17 protein-coding genes are annotated in these 18350 nt (G+C 49.8%); 15 read left to right on the forward strand and 2 right to left on the reverse strand.

Features of this window, described 5'->3' with window-relative positions:
* Window positions 1-13 precede the first annotated feature (13 nt).
* Both FT643_RS17545 and FT643_RS17550 read right to left on the reverse strand, forming a co-directional pair.
* A complete protein-coding gene (locus tag FT643_RS17545; protein WP_156872726.1) occupies window positions 14-1303 on the reverse strand; it encodes a hypothetical protein in 1290 nt (429 codons plus the stop codon).
* Window positions 1304-1515: 212 nt separating this feature from the next.
* Window positions 1516-2916 (reverse strand): undecaprenyl-phosphate glucose phosphotransferase, encoded by a 1401-nt coding sequence (locus tag FT643_RS17550; protein WP_156872727.1) that lies wholly within the window; start codon window positions 2914-2916, stop codon window positions 1516-1518.
* 511 nt (window positions 2917-3427) lie between these two features.
* On the opposite strand from FT643_RS17550, the gene mnmG reads away from it, so the two are divergent.
* The 15 genes from mnmG (at window position 3428) to glmS (ending at window position 18349) form a co-directional block, all read left to right on the forward strand.
* Window positions 3428-5398: a tRNA uridine-5-carboxymethylaminomethyl(34) synthesis enzyme MnmG gene (gene mnmG, locus FT643_RS17555; RefSeq protein ID WP_156872728.1), complete on the forward strand. Its 1971-nt coding sequence runs from the start codon at window positions 3428-3430 to the stop codon at window positions 5396-5398.
* 3 nt (window positions 5399-5401) lie between these two features.
* Entirely contained in the window at window positions 5402-6046 is a 645-nt protein-coding gene (gene rsmG, locus FT643_RS17560) for a 16S rRNA (guanine(527)-N(7))-methyltransferase RsmG (RefSeq protein ID WP_156872729.1), read from the forward strand.
* Window positions 6047-6067: 21 nt separating this feature from the next.
* Complete coding sequence (locus tag FT643_RS17565; protein WP_317622055.1) at window positions 6068-6868, forward strand: ParA family protein; 801 nt, start codon at window positions 6068-6070, stop codon at window positions 6866-6868.
* A 62-nt stretch (window positions 6869-6930) separates the two neighbouring features.
* Complete coding sequence (locus FT643_RS17570; RefSeq protein WP_156872731.1) at window positions 6931-7827, forward strand: ParB/RepB/Spo0J family partition protein; 897 nt, start codon at window positions 6931-6933, stop codon at window positions 7825-7827.
* Between the two features lie 178 nt (window positions 7828-8005).
* Entirely contained in the window at window positions 8006-8395 is a 390-nt protein-coding gene (locus FT643_RS17575) for an ATP synthase subunit I (protein WP_198043652.1), read from the forward strand.
* Window positions 8396-8450: 55 nt separating this feature from the next.
* Entirely contained in the window at window positions 8451-9302 is an 852-nt protein-coding gene (gene atpB / locus FT643_RS17580; RefSeq protein ID WP_156872733.1) for a F0F1 ATP synthase subunit A, read from the forward strand.
* A 59-nt stretch (window positions 9303-9361) separates the two neighbouring features.
* Window positions 9362-9592, forward strand: a complete 231-nt coding sequence (gene atpE / locus FT643_RS17585) for a F0F1 ATP synthase subunit C (RefSeq protein WP_156872734.1) — start codon at window positions 9362-9364, stop codon at window positions 9590-9592.
* 60 nt (window positions 9593-9652) lie between these two features.
* Complete coding sequence (locus FT643_RS17590; protein WP_156872735.1) at window positions 9653-10123, forward strand: F0F1 ATP synthase subunit B; 471 nt, start codon at window positions 9653-9655, stop codon at window positions 10121-10123.
* 12 nt (window positions 10124-10135) lie between these two features.
* Window positions 10136-10672 carry a F0F1 ATP synthase subunit delta gene (locus FT643_RS17595; RefSeq protein WP_156872736.1) on the forward strand — a complete coding sequence of 179 codons (537 nt, stop codon included), beginning with the start codon at window positions 10136-10138 and terminating at the stop codon, window positions 10670-10672.
* Between the two features lie 16 nt (window positions 10673-10688).
* Entirely contained in the window at window positions 10689-12233 is a 1545-nt protein-coding gene (gene atpA / locus FT643_RS17600) for a F0F1 ATP synthase subunit alpha (protein WP_156872737.1), read from the forward strand.
* Between the two features lie 52 nt (window positions 12234-12285).
* On the forward strand, window positions 12286-13146 hold the full coding sequence (gene atpG / locus FT643_RS17605; RefSeq protein ID WP_156872738.1) for a F0F1 ATP synthase subunit gamma: 861 nt from the start codon (window positions 12286-12288) through the stop codon (window positions 13144-13146).
* A 43-nt stretch (window positions 13147-13189) separates the two neighbouring features.
* Complete coding sequence (gene atpD / locus FT643_RS17610) at window positions 13190-14587, forward strand: F0F1 ATP synthase subunit beta (RefSeq protein WP_156872739.1); 1398 nt, start codon at window positions 13190-13192, stop codon at window positions 14585-14587.
* Between the two features lie 24 nt (window positions 14588-14611).
* Window positions 14612-15037: a F0F1 ATP synthase subunit epsilon gene (locus FT643_RS17615; RefSeq protein ID WP_156872740.1), complete on the forward strand. Its 426-nt coding sequence runs from the start codon at window positions 14612-14614 to the stop codon at window positions 15035-15037.
* A gap of 87 nt (window positions 15038-15124) precedes the next feature.
* Entirely contained in the window at window positions 15125-16507 is a 1383-nt protein-coding gene (glmU, locus tag FT643_RS17620) for a bifunctional UDP-N-acetylglucosamine diphosphorylase/glucosamine-1-phosphate N-acetyltransferase GlmU (RefSeq protein WP_317622060.1), read from the forward strand.
* Window positions 16508-16522: 15 nt separating this feature from the next.
* Window positions 16523-18349, forward strand: coding sequence for a glutamine--fructose-6-phosphate transaminase (isomerizing) (gene glmS, locus FT643_RS17625; RefSeq protein WP_156872742.1), 1827 nt, complete (start codon window positions 16523-16525; stop codon window positions 18347-18349).
* Window position 18350 lies beyond the last annotated feature (1 nt).

Below are 18350 nucleotides of genomic sequence, written 5' to 3' on the forward strand. Positions count from 1 at the left end.
CGGGAAAAAGTAGCTAAAAATCAATGGTTCCCAGCAACTCGTTGGTGATGGAATCTTTTATATAAACCATTAACTTGCCGTCGCTATCCCTTCGCCCCAGATATACCAGTTCCTGGCTACCATTAAAATTGATATCGGTCATCGTTACCGTGTCCACAGGCAAATAGAGTGTTGGCCACAGTACATTGCTTAATAAGTCCCCTGTTCGCGCATCACGCACTTCCGTTTTAATAGAGTCGGTTTTCGGGTTGAGTCCCAATACTGCCAGCTCCAGAGCACCATTGCCGTTAATGTCGGCTAAAATAAGCATCTTCTCAGAATTAAATTCTGGGTTGAAATTGACCACATTGGATAGAGCACCATCGAACGCCTGGTAGAGCAGTACAGTGAGGGATCTGTCCTGGCGTAATGCCGCTATTTCTTCGATAGAGTCACCATTTCGATTGGGAGCAACGGACAGTTGTTTCACCGTAAACTGGCTTCCCAGGCTTTTGGTGCTTACGATTGCATTGCTCTGTGCGTCCCGTATGACGGTTCTGAATTCGCCTTTGCTGGTCTCACCCAAAAAAACGATTTCAGGAATTCCTGAACGATCCATATCCGGTATCGATAGTAAATCCCTAGCTATAAATCGGTTATCGAAATAGACATTATTCATCGACACGCCGTCGAGAGGGTTTATTATTTGCGCGAATAGCAAGCCTGTGGGTGCTGTTTCTTTGAACAAGGCTGCCAACTCCGGATAGCCATCGCCGCTGACGTCTTCGACTGTAGAGGTGAACATTAGCTGTAAATCACTGCTGAACCTCATGTTGCGAATCAGGCCACCATTGCTCGGGTTACGAATTTCTATTGCTGGTTCTCCCGTGGAGCGATCCCGGCAGATAACCGCTAGTTCCATTCCTAAGTCACCGTTCATATCAGGTAAGGGCACTGCGGAAAGGAGTCGACAATCCCCTGTAAAAGAAATGGTATTGATTAAATTGTTATTAGCGTCTTTTACTGTGGCAGTAAGCTTTTCGTTGGTGGGATCCTCAATTATTACCGCAATATCCTGAATGCCGTCACCATTAACATCGCGCAGTGAAAGCAGTATGGGTCCCTCCGGGTCCGACTCATCTGGCAGCCCAGGATCAACCGGTCCATTAGGGTCGGTAGGCTCTTCAGGCGGAGCGGGTTCTTCTGGGGGGGGGTTATCAACGGTGCGGGGAACGGTATCCCCATCGTTATCCTTGTCACCGATTACGCTTATATTATCGCATCCGGCAATAAACAGAATGCTCACGATAAGAGCGAGTGACATTTGGTTTATACTTTTTATATTAATTATTCGCATAATACTCAACTTGCTATTTCGATACGACATTCAAGTCAGTAGGTGAGTATATTAAGTGCAGGGCGAAAGCATGAAAATATAAAATTTCTTTCAAGCACTTGTGATATGTAGTTTTGAGCTACCGTTGCTATTTAAATAGCCAGCTATTGGCGTATTTTTTTGAGATCCCCACTACAAATCTAATAAACATCCTTCCCGACAAACCCCTTCGAAAACGTGGCCAGAATAATTTTAAAATCGATCCACAGCGACCAATGCCGAATATATTCCAGGTCAAAGTGTATGCGCATTTTCATCTTATCCAAGGTATCGGTTTCACCGCGGCAGCCATTGATCTGTGCCAGTCCTGTTATCCCCGGTTTCATCTTATGTCGTAACATATAGAAGTCCACTTGCTTTCGGTATTCCTCGTTGTGCGCAACAGCATGGGGGCGGGGCCCAACGATGGACATGTTACCTTGCATTACATTGATGAATTGGGGAAGCTCATCCAGTGATGTTCTGCGCAAGAAACCCCCGATCGGTGTTACTCGTTTGTCATGGCGCTTGGCCTGCACTACCTCTCCGCCATTTTCTGTCACGTGCATCGACCGAAATTTAAACACTTTGATTCTGCGTCCATCTAAGCCGTAGCGATCCTGTAAGAAAAAAACAGGGCCGGGCGAGGTCATTTTTATGCATAAGCCAATCAGTAGCATGGGAATGGCCATCACGGAAAGAATAACGGCGGATAACACCACGTCTTCTACCCGTTTCAACAACGACCAGCCGCCGCGCATGGGCGTGTCATAGACACTTACCGTTTGTATATCTCCAACCTGGCCAATGCGGGCATGGAGCAAGTTGTAAATAAAGAAGTCGGGTATCAGGTGCACATCCACGGTCGTGTCACCAAGTAATCGCAGTATGCTCTCAATGCGTGCTTTAGCGGAGAACGGGAGCCCAATAAACAAAACATCAAACTCGCCGTTTTGCGCCCGTTTCACGCCATCGGCTACAGATCCTTCCATCAGATGGACGTATTGGCAGTCCAGCCGGTCGGGTGTTCGGTCATCAAACACGGCGTTGAGCTGGTATCCGGTTTCCGGGTGGCCCAGTAACTCTTCCGCCAGCATGCATCCTGAATCCGAAAGCCCGATAATTCCAACGGAGCGGCTATTGCGGCCTTGCTTGCGCAGATGGAAAAGCAGATAGCGATACAAAACACGCCAACCACACAACAAGAAAAGGCTGCTAATAATCCAATAACCCAGTACCAGACGTGAGTACTCTTGTGCCATTTTGGCGAAGAACACAAACATCAACACCGGCAGTAAAGCGATTGCCCAGCTGAGGAGGGTATAAAATAGAATTTCTTTTAGCGCACTGGCGCGCCAGGATCGATAAAGCCAGAACATTTCCGCGGTAAAGGAATAAGAGACATTGGCGATCAGTGCTAGCAGGAAAAACTGGAAGTCATAGGCGGTGCCGTAAAGTTGGGTTGCGGCGTAAAGGCTGAATTGAATCAAGCCCAGATCAGCCAATCTATACATAAACGCGAACTGATTGACGTTATTCCTGATGAAACCTTTGTTCCCCATGATATTCCTTGTTTATAAAATTCTAACAACCTGGTTAGGGGTAGTACGCTTGCAGCTAGTCGAACTGTAGTACAGATTCGGTTTGGACTAATTGATCGTCATTCTATGAGGGAAAGCGGCGCTGTAATTTATTGTTTTATGACGGTTGCGAACTTTCGTTGCGCAATCGACACTGCTGTGTGGCCCCAAAGACCCGAAACAGAATGTTGTGTTCAATATTCAAGCCAATTTTGCGACTGATTTTGATGACGTTATAAATTAAGGTGTAAACCTAAAATGAACTATAAGTCGGGAGTGTGACAGTCGCGTTTCGTGACGTTAAACCGCTATATAAGGGTAAGGGTAGTTACTAAATAGCACGGTTGGCTATCATTTTCCTATTCTAAGTCAAATAGTTGTCCTTTTTTTTGAACGATATCTCATTGGTGCTCTTATTGAAAGCGGTGATAACTCTTGGTGCAGGTCTGTTCATTCGAGAAGCAGGCTAACATTTACTTGCCTTGATCGCTTTATGAACTGTAAAGCTTTTTTCTTTTCCTCCGATCTGGAATATACTATTCCGCCTTTTTTACCCTCAGAGGATTCCCTTGTGGATTACCCGAAACAGTACGGAGTCATTGTCATCGGCGGAGGTCACGCCGGTACGGAAGCGGCCTTGGCCAGCGCGCGCATGGGCGTCGCGACTCTATTGTTGACCCACAATATCGAAACTCTGGGGCAGATGTCGTGTAATCCTGCCATTGGCGGTATTGGGAAAAGCCACCTGGTAAAAGAAATTGATGCCCTGGACGGCGCCATGGCGCGGGCAACAGATAAAGGCGGTATTCAATTCCGGATACTCAACTCCCGTAAGGGGCCGGCAGTGCGCGCCACCCGCGCGCAGGCAGACCGGATACTTTATAAGGCCGCGGTCCGCGCTATTCTGGAAAACCAACCAAATCTGGACATTTTCCAACAGTCAGCGGATGACTTGCTCATAGTGGGCGAGCAAGTGAAGGGAGTGCTCACTAACATGGGGGTGCGCTTCTACTCTCAGTCCGTGGTGTTAACAGCCGGGACTTTCCTGGGCGGTAAGATCCATATCGGGCTCGATAACCACTCCGGAGGCAGGGCGGGTGATCCGCCGTCGATCGCCCTGGCCGACCGGTTGCGCGAGTTACCCTTTAACGTCGACCGTCTTAAAACCGGAACTCCGCCTCGTATCGATGCCAAAACCGTGGACTTTTCGGTGATGACGGAACAACCCGGTGATGCGCCGTTACCGGTGATGTCCTATATGGGCAAGGTGGAAGAACATCCGCGCCAAATCAGTTGTTACATTACCCATACCAATGAGCGTACCCACGATATTATTCGCGGCGGCTTGGATCGCTCCCCCATGTATACCGGGGTCATTGAAGGTATTGGCCCCCGTTATTGCCCGTCAATCGAAGATAAGATTCACCGCTTCGCTGAGAAAAATTCCCATCAGATATTTATTGAGCCGGAAGGGCTGACCACGCACGAGCTTTATCCCAACGGTATCTCCACCAGTTTGCCATTTGATGTCCAGCTGGATTTGGTGCATTCCATTCGTGGTATGGAGCAGGCCCATATCCTGCGGCCAGGTTACGCTATTGAATACGATTATTTTGATCCCCGGGATTTGCGTCATTCTTTAGAAACCAAATTTATCCAGGGTTTGTTCTTTGCCGGACAAATCAATGGCACCACCGGATACGAAGAAGCCGGTGCCCAGGGGCTGTTGGCCGGGTTGAATGCGGCGCGACGTGCGCAGGATAAAGAGGCGTGGTACCCGCGCCGGGATGAGGCTTACATCGGTGTGTTAGTCGACGATTTGATTAGCATGGGGACTACGGAACCGTATCGTATGTTCACCAGCCGTGCCGAGCACCGGTTGTTGCTACGCGAGGATAATGCGGATCGGCGGTTAACTGAAAAAGGCCGCGAGTTAGGTTTGATCAGCGATGAGCGCTGGCAAGCGTTTAGTGAAAAGCTGGAAGCCATAGAGCGTGAAGAGCAGCGTATTAGTGGTACCTGGGTATTGCCCGACAGTGCCATGGCCAAGCAGTTGAACCCCAAGCTGGAAAGAGCGTTGTCTCATGAATACAGCCTGAAGGATTTGCTACGCCGGCCAGAGCTGACCTATAAGGACATCGCGGCGTTAACACCGGAGCTGGTGGTGGATGCGGCGGTTGCCGAGCAAATTGAGGTGGTGGCAAAATACGAAGGCTACATCACGCGGCAACAAGATGAAATTGAACGGGTACGCCGTAGTGAAAACACCGCACTGCCGGCGGATTTTGATTACGAGGTCATCTCCGGGTTGTCCAACGAGATCAAATCCAAGCTGAAACAGATTCAGCCGCAGACCCTGGGCCAGGCTTCCCGAGTGCCGGGAGTAACGCCGGCAGCAATATCGTTACTGTTGGTGCATCTGAAAAAGCGGTCCGGTCGTGATAAAAAGTCGGTCGGACTGTAAGTTTTGCAAATAGCCGAACAACATTATCAGCGACTTGCATCGGGTTGTGATCAGCTGGGCTTGTCGTTATCGCCCTCACAGTTAGAAAAAATCCGCGATTACCTCGGTAATTTACTGAAGTGGAACAAGGCGTATAACCTGACCGCTATCCGTGATCCGGGTGATATGGTGGTTAAACATCTGCTGGACAGCCTGGCGATTCATCATCATCTCACCGGTGACGCCATTCTGGATGTGGGTACCGGTCCGGGTTTGCCCGGTATTCCCATGTCCATTTGCGACCCAGACCGACACTGGACCCTGCTAGACAGCAATGGCAAGAAAACCCGCTTTCTGATTCAGATGAAAGCCGAACTGATGTTACAGAATCTGGACGTAGTTAAGGGGCGTATCGAAACTTTACCGGATACGACACTTTTCGATGCCATTACCAGCCGGGCGTTCTCGTCGCTGCCGGATTTTGTTGACGTGTGTCTTCCGCTGCTCAAACCCGGGGGATCTCTGCTGGCCATGAAAGGCGTGGTGCCCACAGAAGAAATCGGGCAACTTGACCAAACGCAGCTCAAAATCGACGTTATCGCTCTAAATGTCCCATTCCTGCATGAAGAGCGGCATCTGATTGTGGTAAAACAAAAGCACAGCCGCTAAATACCCCTGAGGAGATCCATCGTGGGCAAAATAATTTCAGTGACCAATCAAAAAGGTGGAGTAGGCAAGACCACCACGTCAGTGAATCTGGCGGCGTCACTGGTTGCGACGAAACGCAAAGTTCTGCTGATCGATCTTGACCCGCAGGGAAACGCGACTATGGGCAGCGGTGTGGACAAGCATGAGCTGGAAACCTCCGTCTACGATGTTTTGGTTGATGAGATGTCCATCGCAGAAGCCAAAGTGAAGTCACCGGCCGGTTATGACCTGATCGGGGCCAATGCCGATTTGACCGCAGCGGAAGTGGAACTGTTGGAGCAGGATCACAAAGAGCAACGCCTGAATAAGTCACTGGAGGGTTTGCGTTCACTGTATGATTATATTTTGATTGATTGTCCTCCCTCCTTGAATATGTTGACGGTCAATGCGCTGGTGGCGTCGGACTCCGTCATTATTCCGATGCAGTGTGAGTATTATGCCTTGGAAGGGCTCACTGCACTGCTCAACACCATCGAAAAAATTAAAAACGTGCTTAATCCGAAACTGGAAATCGATGGCTTGTTGCGAACCATGTATGACCCGCGTATTGCTCTGGCGAACCAGGTATCAAGCCAGTTAACCGAACATTTCGGCGACAAAGTGTACCGCACGATTATTCCCCGTAACGTCCGGCTAGCGGAAGCGCCCAGTCACGGATTACCCGCGCTGGAGTACGATAGCCGCTCTCGTGGTGCGGTTTCCTATCTGGCTCTGGCGGGTGAGCTAATACGCCGGGCTGAACAAAAAGTTCCCAAGGGTCCCGTAGAAACAGCTCATGCCTGATTGCGCTACCCACTTATAATGTGGAAGATTGCACCTCTCACTGACCAAAACAAAGGCGATTCATGGCAGCCAAGAAGAAAGGATTAGGTCGCGGACTGGATGCGCTGTTAGGCAGCGCCAGCATTCCGCAAAAAGAAGTCCCCACAGATGCAAGCCAGCCGGTGACGATTCCGCGCGAAGATATTGACGGTGAGCTGAAGCACATTCCCATCGAGTTTCTGCAACGTGGCCGCTATCAGCCGCGCCGGGATATGGACCCGCAAGCTCTGGAAGAGTTGGCGAACTCGATCAAGGCGCAGGGGGTGATGCAGCCGATTGTGGTGCGCCCGATGGGCAGCAATCAGTACGAGATCATTGCCGGTGAGCGCCGTTGGCGCGCCAGTCAGTTGGCGGGCTTGGAAAAAGTGCCTTGTGTGGTGCGATCGGTTACCGACGAAGCCGCCATTGCGATGGCGCTGATCGAGAATATTCAGCGTGAAGATCTGAATCCGATCGAGGAAGCTTCCGCGCTGCAGCGCTTCCAGGATGAGTTTGAGTTAACCCATCAGCAGGTGGCCGATGCCGTGGGCAAATCCCGCACCACGGTGACCAATCTTTTGCGTCTGATGAATTTGACTCCGGATGCGCGCAAGCTGGTTGAGCATGGCGATCTGGAAATGGGGCATGCCAGGGCGATCCTGCCGCTGGATGCTGCCAGCCAAACGGAGGCGGCCCGGGTTGTCGTTGCCAAGGGCCTTTCTGTGCGACAGACCGAAGCCCTGGTACGTCGGATGCAACAGATGAAATTGGCAACCGGGGACCAAAGAGTCGATCCTGATATCAAACTGTTACAAGATAATTTGTCTGATAAGATCGGTGCGCCGGTGATGATCCAGCATGGTGCAAAAGGCAAGGGTAGGCTTGTAATCCGCTATTCTAGCCTGGATGAGCTGGACGGCATACTCGACCACATCAAGTAAATTGACCGAAATGCAGGCGTTTGGGGGTGATGGTTTGCGCCTAATCAATGGTTGTCATTGGTTGCCTGCCATGGGGAAAGTCTCTATAATCGGCACCGCCTTACACAGGCACCTGCAATCCGCGTCGAGCTGACCCAAAAGGTAAGAACCGCTGATTGAGGGCAATACGGAAAAGACTGTGACAAAACCAAGTGCGCTAAACAAACGATATCTGACTGTTTGCGTGGTCGGTTCACAGGCCCTCGCCTCAATAATTATTCCTGTATGTGTGTTGATAGCGATAGGTAAAGACGCTGCGTCGGCAGCGCTTGTGGGGGGGTGGATAGCCACGCTGGCTAATCTCTACTTTGCCATCCAAGCATTCCGCTATACAGGAGCACGATCGTCCGAGCAGGTAATGCGGACGTTTTATCGGGGCGAAGCCGGAAAATTTGTCATTGTCATGATGTTGTTTCTTGCATCGTTTAAATTGCTCCCGGGTGCGCGTGATAACGCAGCGTTTTTGTTTTCAGCTTTCTTTCTGGTTTATGGAGTCGCAGTGATTGCGCCTCTCTTTATGCGCGACTAGTGCAAATCGGCAAAGAAAGTTCATTTAGACTTCGAATTTAAGGTTTTGGGATTCTATGGCAGCCGGAAGTTCTTCAGACTATATAAAGCACCATTTAACCAACCTGGTCTATGGTCAGCACCCTGATGGTACCTGGGGTTTTGCACATACAGCCGCAGAAGCCGCTGAAATGGGCTTCTGGAAGTTGCATGTGGATTCTCTGGGCTGGTCAATCGGGTTGGGTTTACTCTTCATCGGTATGTTCGGCCTGGCTGCCAAACGGGCCAGCTCCGGTATTCCTAGCGGGTTCCAGAACTTTATCGAAATTATAGTCGAGTTTGTTGATACCTCGGTGAAAGAAGGTTTTCACGGTCGCAGCAAAATGATCGCGCCCCTTTCCCTGACAGTTTTTTGCTGGATCTTCCTGATGAACCTGATGGATTTGATTCCAGTCGACTGGATTCCCCATTTGTTTTATCTGTCGGGTGTGGAGTATATGAAAATTGTACCTTCCACAGATCCCAATATAACCCTGGGCATGTCGTTCAGCGTATTCGCACTCATCATCATTTGCAGTATCCGGGTCAAGGGCTTGGGTGGATTCATCATTGGTGATTTGGCACTGCACCCGTTTAATCACAGTAATATCCTGGTAAAAATGTTGTTGATTCCGGTGAACCTGATTCTGGAAACAATCAACTTGGTGGCTAAGCCCATCTCACTGGGGCTGCGGCTGTTCGGAAACATGTACGCAGGTGAAATGATCTTTATTTTGATTGCTCTGTTACCCTGGTTCATTCAGTGGACTCTGGCAGTGCCGTGGGCAATATTTCATATTCTGGTCATCACTCTGCAGGCTTTCGTATTTATGGTTCTTACCATCGTATATCTGAGCGCTGCCTATGAAGATCACGATGTGGAACACTAGATTATTTTTTAACGCAACTTTTTAACCTCAACCTAAAAATCAACAATCCAGGAGATAACATGGAATCTGCAATTATTCTCATCGCCGCTGCTCTGCTAATCGGTCTTGGCGCATTGGGTACTGCTATTGGCTTCGCTTTATTGGGTGGTAAGTTCTTGGAAGGTGCTGCGCGGCAACCAGAGATGGCGCCTATGTTGCAAACCAAAATGTTCATCGTGGCGGGTCTGCTTGATGCTGTACCGATGATCGGTGTTGGTATCGGCATGTACCTGATCTTCGTTCTGGCTTAAGTCCGTCGCTCTGTAGAAAGTACAGTCACACATTTACTTTAACGAGCGAGGGGATTTGGTATGGATATTAATGCCACCATCCTAGGACAGGTTATCGCCTTTGCCATCTTCGTATGGTTCTGTATGAAATTTGTTTGGCCGCCTTTAATCACGGCCATGCAGGAACGATCCGACAAGATAGCAACAGGTTTGCAAGCTGCCGATAAGGCAGAAAGAGATCTGGAACTGGCAAAAGACAAAGCAGTCGAGACTTTGCGTGAAGCCAAGCAGCAAGCTGCTGCGTTGATTGAGCAAGCTAACAAGCGTGCCAATCAATTGGTCGAGGAAGCTAAAGATCAGGCGCGTTCCGAAGGAGAGCGTTTGAAGACAGCAGCCCAAGCAGAGATCGATCAGGAACTGAACCGTGCAAAAGAAACACTACGGGCCCAGGTTTCCGCGTTGTCTATTGCCGGAGCAGAGAAAATTCTTGGCTCAGCGGTTGATCAAAGCGCTCACGACGCGATGCTCGAGCAGCTGGCTTCTGAACTGTAACGGTAACGGAATATGGCAGAATTAATTACAGTTGCCCGACCTTACGCGAAAGCTGCTTTTCAGTATGCCAGTGAGAATGACGCGTTAGCTGAATGGTCAGAAATGCTGGCTTTCGCTGCTGCGGTCTCTAAAGACGAAGCAATGGATCGTTTCCTGCAAAACACAAAAGTGTCTGCTGAACAGAAAGCAGAAGCCTTTGAGAAAGTGTGCGCGGACAAACTGAACCAACCGGGAAAGAATTTTGTTTCCATGTTGGTTCAGAACAAACGGTTAGCCGCTTTATCGGAAATCGCTGAGTTGTACGAGCAGCTGAAATCGCAAAAAGAGCAAAGTGTCGATGTGGAAATTACTTCCGCATTTCCTTTGACCGATGAACAGGCAAACAAACTTGCTGGCTCTCTGAAGCATAAACTGGGTCGTGACGTTAACTTCACCACATCAGTAGATAAGTCACTGCTAGGCGGTGTTCTCGTTCACGCGGGAGATATGGTGATCGACGCATCGGTACGCGGCAAGCTCGCGAAACTGGCCGAAAAATTGAATTCTTGAGTTTGAGGACATAAGCATGCAGCAACTCAACCCTTCAGAAATTAGCGAGCTGATCAAACAGCGCATCGCGAATCTGGATACAACTTCCGAAGCGCGCACCGAAGGAACCATCGTCAGTGTTTCTGACGGTATTGTGCGTATTCATGGTCTGGCCGACGTAATGTACGGCGAGATGATCGAATTTGAAAACGGCACTTATGGAATGGCTCTTAACCTTGAGCAAGATTCTGTAGGTTCCGTCGTTCTGGGTGATTACCTGGGATTGGCTGAAGGCCAGAAAGTTAAATGTACCGGTAAAGTATTGGAAGTACCGGTCGGCACTGAACTGTTGGGCCGTGTAGTAGATGGTCTGGGTAACCCCATCGATGGCAAAGGTCCATTGAACACCACTCAGACTGACGTTGTGGAAAAGGTTGCACCGGGTGTTATCGCTCGTCAATCCGTTGACCAGCCGGTTCAAACCGGACTGAAATCAATAGATTCCATGACGCCGGTTGGCCGTGGCCAACGTGAGCTTATCATCGGCGACCGTCAGATCGGTAAAACAGCGATCGCAATCGACACCATTATCAACCAGAAAGATTCCGGCATTAAGTGTATCTACGTGGCCATCGGACAGAAGCAATCGTCGATTGCTAACGTGGTACGCAAACTGGAAGAACATGGCGCAATGGAAAACACCATTGTGGTCGCAGCGGCAGCCGCCGATCCTGCAGCCATGTTGTTCCTGGCACCATTCACCGGTTGTACCATGGGTGAGTATTTCCGCGATCGCGGCGAAGATGCCCTGATTGTGTACGATGATTTGACCAAACAGGCTTGGGCCTATCGTCAAATTTCGTTGCTGCTGCGTCGTCCGCCGGGCCGTGAAGCCTATCCTGGTGATGTTTTCTATCTTCACTCGCGTCTGCTTGAGCGCTCTGCTCGTGTTAATGCTGACTACGTTGAGAAATTCACCAACGGCGAAGTGAAAGGCCAAACCGGTTCATTGACCGCATTGCCGATCATTGAAACCCAGGCCGGTGACGTATCCGCTTTCGTACCGACTAACGTAATCTCCATCACAGATGGTCAGATCTTCGTAGAAACCAACCTGTTTAACTCCGGTATTCGTCCGGCGATGAACGCAGGTATTTCGGTATCTCGTGTTGGTGGTGCTGCGCAGACCAAAATCATCAAGAAGTTGGGTGGTGGTATTCGATTGGCACTGGCGCAGTATCGTGAATTGGCGGCATTTGCTCAGTTTGCATCGGACCTGGATGAAGCAACTCGTAAGCAGTTGGAGCACGGTCAGCGTGTTACCGAACTGATGAAACAGAAACAGTATTCACCCCAGTCCGTTGCGGAAATGGGCTTGGTACTGTTTGTTGCTAACGAAGGCTATCTGGAAGGTATCGAAATCAACAAGATTCTGGATTTCGAAGCCGCGTTATTGTCCTATGCCAACTCAGAAGCATCTGCACTGATGGCGAAAGTGAACGAGAAAGGCGATTGGAACGGCGACATCGAAGGCGAGTTCAAAGCACTCGTTGAGAAGTTCAAGTCCACCCAGACTTGGTAATCATTCACCGGGGTAGCATTGTGCTGCCCCGTAATCTGAATACGGTAAACCTATGTCAGGCGCAAAAGAGATACGTGGCAAAATAGCCAGCGTTAAGAACACGCAGAAAATCACCTCTGCAATGGAACTCGTTGCGGCAAGTAAAATGCGTAAAGCGCAAGATCGTATGACGGCTTCTAAACCCTATGCGGAAAAGATTCGTCAGGTCGTTCGTCACTTGGCCAGCTCCAATCCGGAATATAAACACATCTTCATGGTTGAACGTAAAGTGAAGCGTGTTGGTGTGATTGTAGTGTCCTCAGACCGAGGCTTATGTGGTGGTCTGAACATTAACCTGTTCAAGAAAACCATTGCGCTTTCCAAAGAGTGGACTGCAAAAGGTTGCGAAGTGGATATGGCGTTGATCGGTGGCAAAGCGGTTAGCTTCTTCCGCTCTGTTGGGGGCAATGTAGTGGCTACCCGGACCGGTTTAGGCGATCAGCCAACCATTGAGGATTTGATCGGATCGGTCAAGGTGATGCTCGATTCCTTTGAAAATGGCGGTATTGACCAGTTGTACCTGATGTACAACGAATTCGTTAACACGATGACGCAAACGCCGAAGCCTCTGCAGTTGCTTCCTTTGGAAGCCGACGAAGGAGAGGAATACAAACACCATTGGGATTATATCTATGAACCGGATGCAAAAGAGATTCTCGATAATCTTTTGATCCGTTTCATCGAGTCCCAGGTATACCAGGGCGTCGTTGAAAACAATGCCTGTGAGCAGGCTGCGCGAATGGTTGCGATGAAATCAGCCACCGATAACGCAGGTAACATGATCAACGACTTGCAATTGGTATACAACAAAGCGCGTCAGGCAGCGATTACCCAAGAGATTTCAGAAATCGTGGGCGGCGCGGCGGCCGTATAAAGATTCAGGTTTTTAACAAATTTCGATTTAAGAGGATACAAACATGAGTAGCGGACGTATCGTACAAATCATCGGCGCGGTTATCGACGTGGAATTTCCACGTGATTCCGTACCTAATGTGTACGACGCACTGAATGTGGAGAACGCTCCTACAGTGCTGGAAGTACAGCAACAGTTGGGTGACGGTGTCGTGCGTACTATCGCCATGGGGTCTGTAGAAGGTTTGAAGCGCGGGTTGAACGTAACCGGTACCGGCGCTCCCATCAACGTACCGGTCGGTATAGAAACATTGGGCCGTATCATGGACGTTCTGGGTAACCCGATCGATGAATGCGGACCGATTGGAGAGCAACAACGTTCTTCCATTCACCGTAAGCCACCGACCTATGCAGAGCAATCTTCTTCTACCGATTTGCTGGAAACCGGCATCAAGGTAATCGACCTGATCTGTCCTTTTGCTAAGGGTGGTAAAGTGGGTCTGTTCGGTGGTGCGGGTGTGGGTAAAACCGTTAACATGATGGAGTTGATTAACAACATCGCAACCGAGCACTCCGGTCTGTCCGTGTTTGCCGGTGTGGGTGAGCGGACTCGTGAAGGTAACGACTTCTATCACGAAATGCAGGAAGCCGGCGTTGTTAACGTTGAGCAATTTGATAAATCAAAAGTGGCCATGGTTTATGGTCAGATGAACGAGCCACCGGGTAACCGTCTGCGAGTGGCACTGACCGGCTTGACCATGGCGGAAAAATTCCGTGATGATGGTCGTGACGTACTGCTTTTCGTTGATAACATCTATCGATACACACTGGCGGGTACCGAGGTATCAGCACTGCTGGGCCGTATGCCTTCCGCGGTAGGTTATCAGCCGACTCTGGCAGAGGAAATGGGTGTTCTTCAGGAACGTATCACCTCTACCAAGACCGGTTCTATCACTTCCATCCAGGCCGTATATGTACCTGCGGATGACTTGACTGACCCCTCTCCGGCAACCACGTTCTCGCATTTGGACTCCACCGTTGTATTGAGTCGTGATATTGCCGCGAAAGGTATCTATCCTGCGGTTGATCCTCTGGATTCCACTTCACGCCAATTGGATCCTCTGGTTATTGGACAGGAGCACTATGAAGTGGCTCGCGGTGTTCAGACCAACCTGCAAAGCTACAAAGAGCTGAAAGACATCATCGCTATTCTGGGTATGGACGAATTATCCGAAGAAGATAAGCTGGTGGTATCACGCGCACGTAAAATCGAGCGATTCCTGTCACAACCGTTCCACGTAGCGGAAGTGTTCACAGGTTCTCCCGGTAAGTACGTTTCTTTGAAAGACACGATTCGTGGCTTCAAAATGATTTTGGATGGCGAGCTGGATCACCTGCCGGAACAAGCGTTCTATATGGTTGGTTCAATCGAAGAAGCCATCGAGAAAGGTGCAAAATCCTAACTGTTCCTGAGGGAGTTCTAAACCATGGCGATAACCGTGCACTGTGATATCGTAAGCGCTGAGAAGTCTATCTTCTCCGGCTTAGTCGAGCTGGTTGTTGCTCACGGCAAATTGGGTGACCTGGGTATTGCTCCCGGTCACGCTCCCTTGCTGACTCAACTGAACCCCGGTCCGGTTCGGGTCATCAAGCAAAATGGTGATGAAGAAGTTTATTACGTTTCAGGTGGAATGCTCGAAGTTCAGCCCAAATTGGTAACGATTCTGGCTGACACCGCTGAGCGTGCCGGTGACGTAGATGAAGCTGCAGCGCAACACGCAATTGATGAAGCGCGTCGTGCTCTGGCTAACCAGTCCTCTGAAATCAACTACTCTGCAGCCGCTGCAATGCTGGCGGAAGCAGCTGCCCAATTGCGTACGATTCAGGCGCTGAAGAAAAAAATGGGTAAATAAATCACTGCTTGTCGTGAAGCGATCAACAAAGCATATTAAGAAGGGTAGCTTAGGCTACCCTTTTTTATTGTGAAAACAGGACATCATATTATGGATCTGAATGTTGTCATCCTGGCTGCCGGTAAAGGCACCCGAATGAAATCGAAACTACCTAAAGTACTGCAGCCACTGGCAAAACAATCCTTACTGGCGCATGTGCTGAAGACCAGCTTGTCTTTGAATGCGGCGAAGGTGATCGTTGTATACGGACACGGGGGCGAGCAGGTCAAATCCGATATTGGCACAGGTTTTTCGGCCGCTGAAGTGGAATGGGTTGAACAGTCTGAGCAGTTAGGAACCGGGCATGCGGTGTTGCAGGCACTGCCGCATTTGAACGAAGGTAGCCGGACTCTGATCCTCTACGGTGATGTCCCGCTCATTAGTGAAAACACCCTGACCCGCTTTTTGAATGAGGTATCGCCGGGAGACACCGGAGTGCTAACTGTCAAATTACCGGATCCCACCGGTTACGGGCGTATCGTTCGGGACCACGCTGGAGTGGTGCGGGAGATTGTAGAAGAGAAAGACGCCGGCAATGAAATTCGCAAAATAGTAGAAGTCAACACCGGCATTATGCTGGCCGATTCGAAAGATCTTCAACAGTGGTTACCGTCGATCGACAGTAATAATGCTCAGGGTGAATATTATTTGACGGATCTGGTCAAAATTGCAAACCAGCATGATGTGCCAGTCATCGGCTGCCGTGTAAAAGACCCGATTGAAGTCGAGGGCGTGAATGATAAACGTCAGCTGGCGCGTCTTGAACGGCTATATCAACGGAAATTAGCAGAAGAATTGATGATAGCCGGTGCCACCTTGGCCGACCCGGCACGAATAGATATCCGCGGGCAAGTGAACATTTCACAGGATTGTTTTATTGATGTGAATGTCGTATTTGAAGGGCAAGTGGAATTGGGCACAGGCGTTCAAATCGGTCCGAATTGTGTGATTATTGACAGTGTCATCGGCGCTGGCAGTATTATCAAAGCCAATTGTGTGCTTGAAAACGCGCAGGTGGGTGAGGGCTGTGATGTGGGTCCGTTTGCCCGCCTCAGACCCGGCACCGAAATGAAACGCGGCGCCCGTATCGGCAATTTTGTGGAAACCAAGAACACAATAATGGAAGAAGGTGCGAAAGCGAGTCATCTGACCTATTTGGGTGACAGTGAAATCGGCCGCGATGTGAATATAGGTGCAGGCACTATTACCTGTAATTATGACGGGGTCAATAAACATAAAACGATTATTGGCGAAGGTGCGTTTATCGGTTCAAACTCAGCATTGGTTGCACCGGTTGATATAGGCGCCGGTGCAACCATCGGTGCCGGTTCGACGATTACCAAGAGCGCGAAGGAAAATGCGTTGACCCTTACCCGGGCCAAGCAGCTAACGATTGAATCCTGGAAACGGCCAGAGAAGAATTCACAATAAGGTGAAGGCAAAGATATGTGTGGAATAGTGGGAGCGGTATCAACTCGCGATGTGACACCGATATTAATAGAAGGCTTAAAGCGCCTTGAATACCGGGGCTACGATTCTGCGGGTATTGCGCGTTTCAGTTCAGGCGCTGACATTGAACAGGTCCGTCGTGTCGGGAAGGTCAATGAGCTGGTTGATGCAGTCGGTGCATTGCCGGGGAGTGGCACCATCGGTATAGCGCACACCCGATGGGCGACCCATGGTATGCCCTCCGAAATAAATGCTCACCCTCATATGTCCTCAGGGAAAATTGCGGTGGTGCATAACGGCATCATTGAAAACCATGAGCATCTGCGCGCTAAATTGCAGAAACAGGGGTATCAATTCCTCTCTCAAACGGACACCGAAGTCGTTGCCCATTTGGTTCACTATCACCTGAAAAGCGGGGGTGGTTTGTTGGCGGCAGTAAACACGGCTACCCAAGAACTGGAAGGCGCTTATGCATTGGGTGTGGTCAGTAAAGACGACCCGGACTGTATAGTAGCAGCGCGTCAGGGCAGTCCACTCGTCATTGGGGTTGGTCTGGGTGAAAACTTTATTGCGTCGGACCAGCTTGCATTACTGCCGGTGACTACTCGTTTTATATTTTTGGAAGAAGGGGATATTGCTGAAGTACACCGGGAATCAATCGGGATTCTGAATAGCGATGGTCAACGGGTTGAGCATCCTATAAAGACGTTTACTGGTAGCGATGGTACGACAGATAAAGGCGAGTACCGTCACTTCATGCTTAAGGAAATATTTGAGCAACCCAACGCCATTCGTGCCACATTGGAAGGACGCAGTAATTTGAGTGGCATTGATCCTTCGATTTTCGGCGCGGATGCGCAAGCGATATTTGAACGGGTTAAAGTGGTTCAAATCATTGCCTGCGGAACTTCGTATCACGCAGGGTTGGTTGCTAAGTACTGGCTGGAAGGATTAGCCGGTATTCCCTGCAATATTGAAGTAGCCAGCGAATTCCGCTATCGGAAAACGGTGGTTCAACCGGGCACATTGTTTGTCACCATTTCGCAGTCCGGGGAAACCGCGGACACCCTGGCTGCGTTGCGTGCGGCGCAAGGCTATCTATCCAGCCTAGCCATTTGCAATGTTTCAAGCAGCTCATTGGTGCGTGAGTCGGCTATGTCATTTTTGACCAAGGCGGGGCCTGAAATCGGCGTGGCATCAACGAAAGCGTTTACCACGCAGTTGGTGGGGTTGTATTTGATGACATTGGCAATCGGTAAATTTCATGGCATTGACGCGACTGAGGAGAAACGTTTACTGCAGGGGTTACAGCAGCTACCCGATGTCATTCAATCAACGCTTAAGCTCAATCAGCCCATAGAGGCGATGGCGGAACGATTTGCCGAGAAAAATCATGCCTTGTTTCTTGGGCGCGGCTTACAGTACCCGATCGCGCTGGAAGGAGCTTTAAAGTTGAAGGAAATTTCCTATATACACGCCGAAGCTTATCCGGCGGGGGAGCTAAAGCACGGCCCCCTGGCATTGGTGGACAACCAAATGCCGGTGGTAACGGTTGCCCCATCCGACGCGCTGCTGGAAAAACTGAAATCGAATTTGCAGGAAGTTCGCGCCAGAGGCGGGGAGTTGTTTGTGTTTCAGGATACCGATGCAGCTTTGATCAAGCAGGATGATGTGCATGTGCTGGATGTACCCAAAGTTGCAGCGGAGTTAGCGCCAATTGTGTACACCATTCCCTTGCAGCTGCTCAGCTACCATGTGGCGATTATCAAAGGCACCGATGTGGATCAGCCGCGCAATCTGGCTAAGAGTGTTACGGTGGAATAGA

Source organism: Ketobacter sp. MCCC 1A13808 (genome assembly GCF_009746715.1).
Taxonomy (GTDB): domain Bacteria; phylum Pseudomonadota; class Gammaproteobacteria; order Pseudomonadales; family Ketobacteraceae; genus Ketobacter.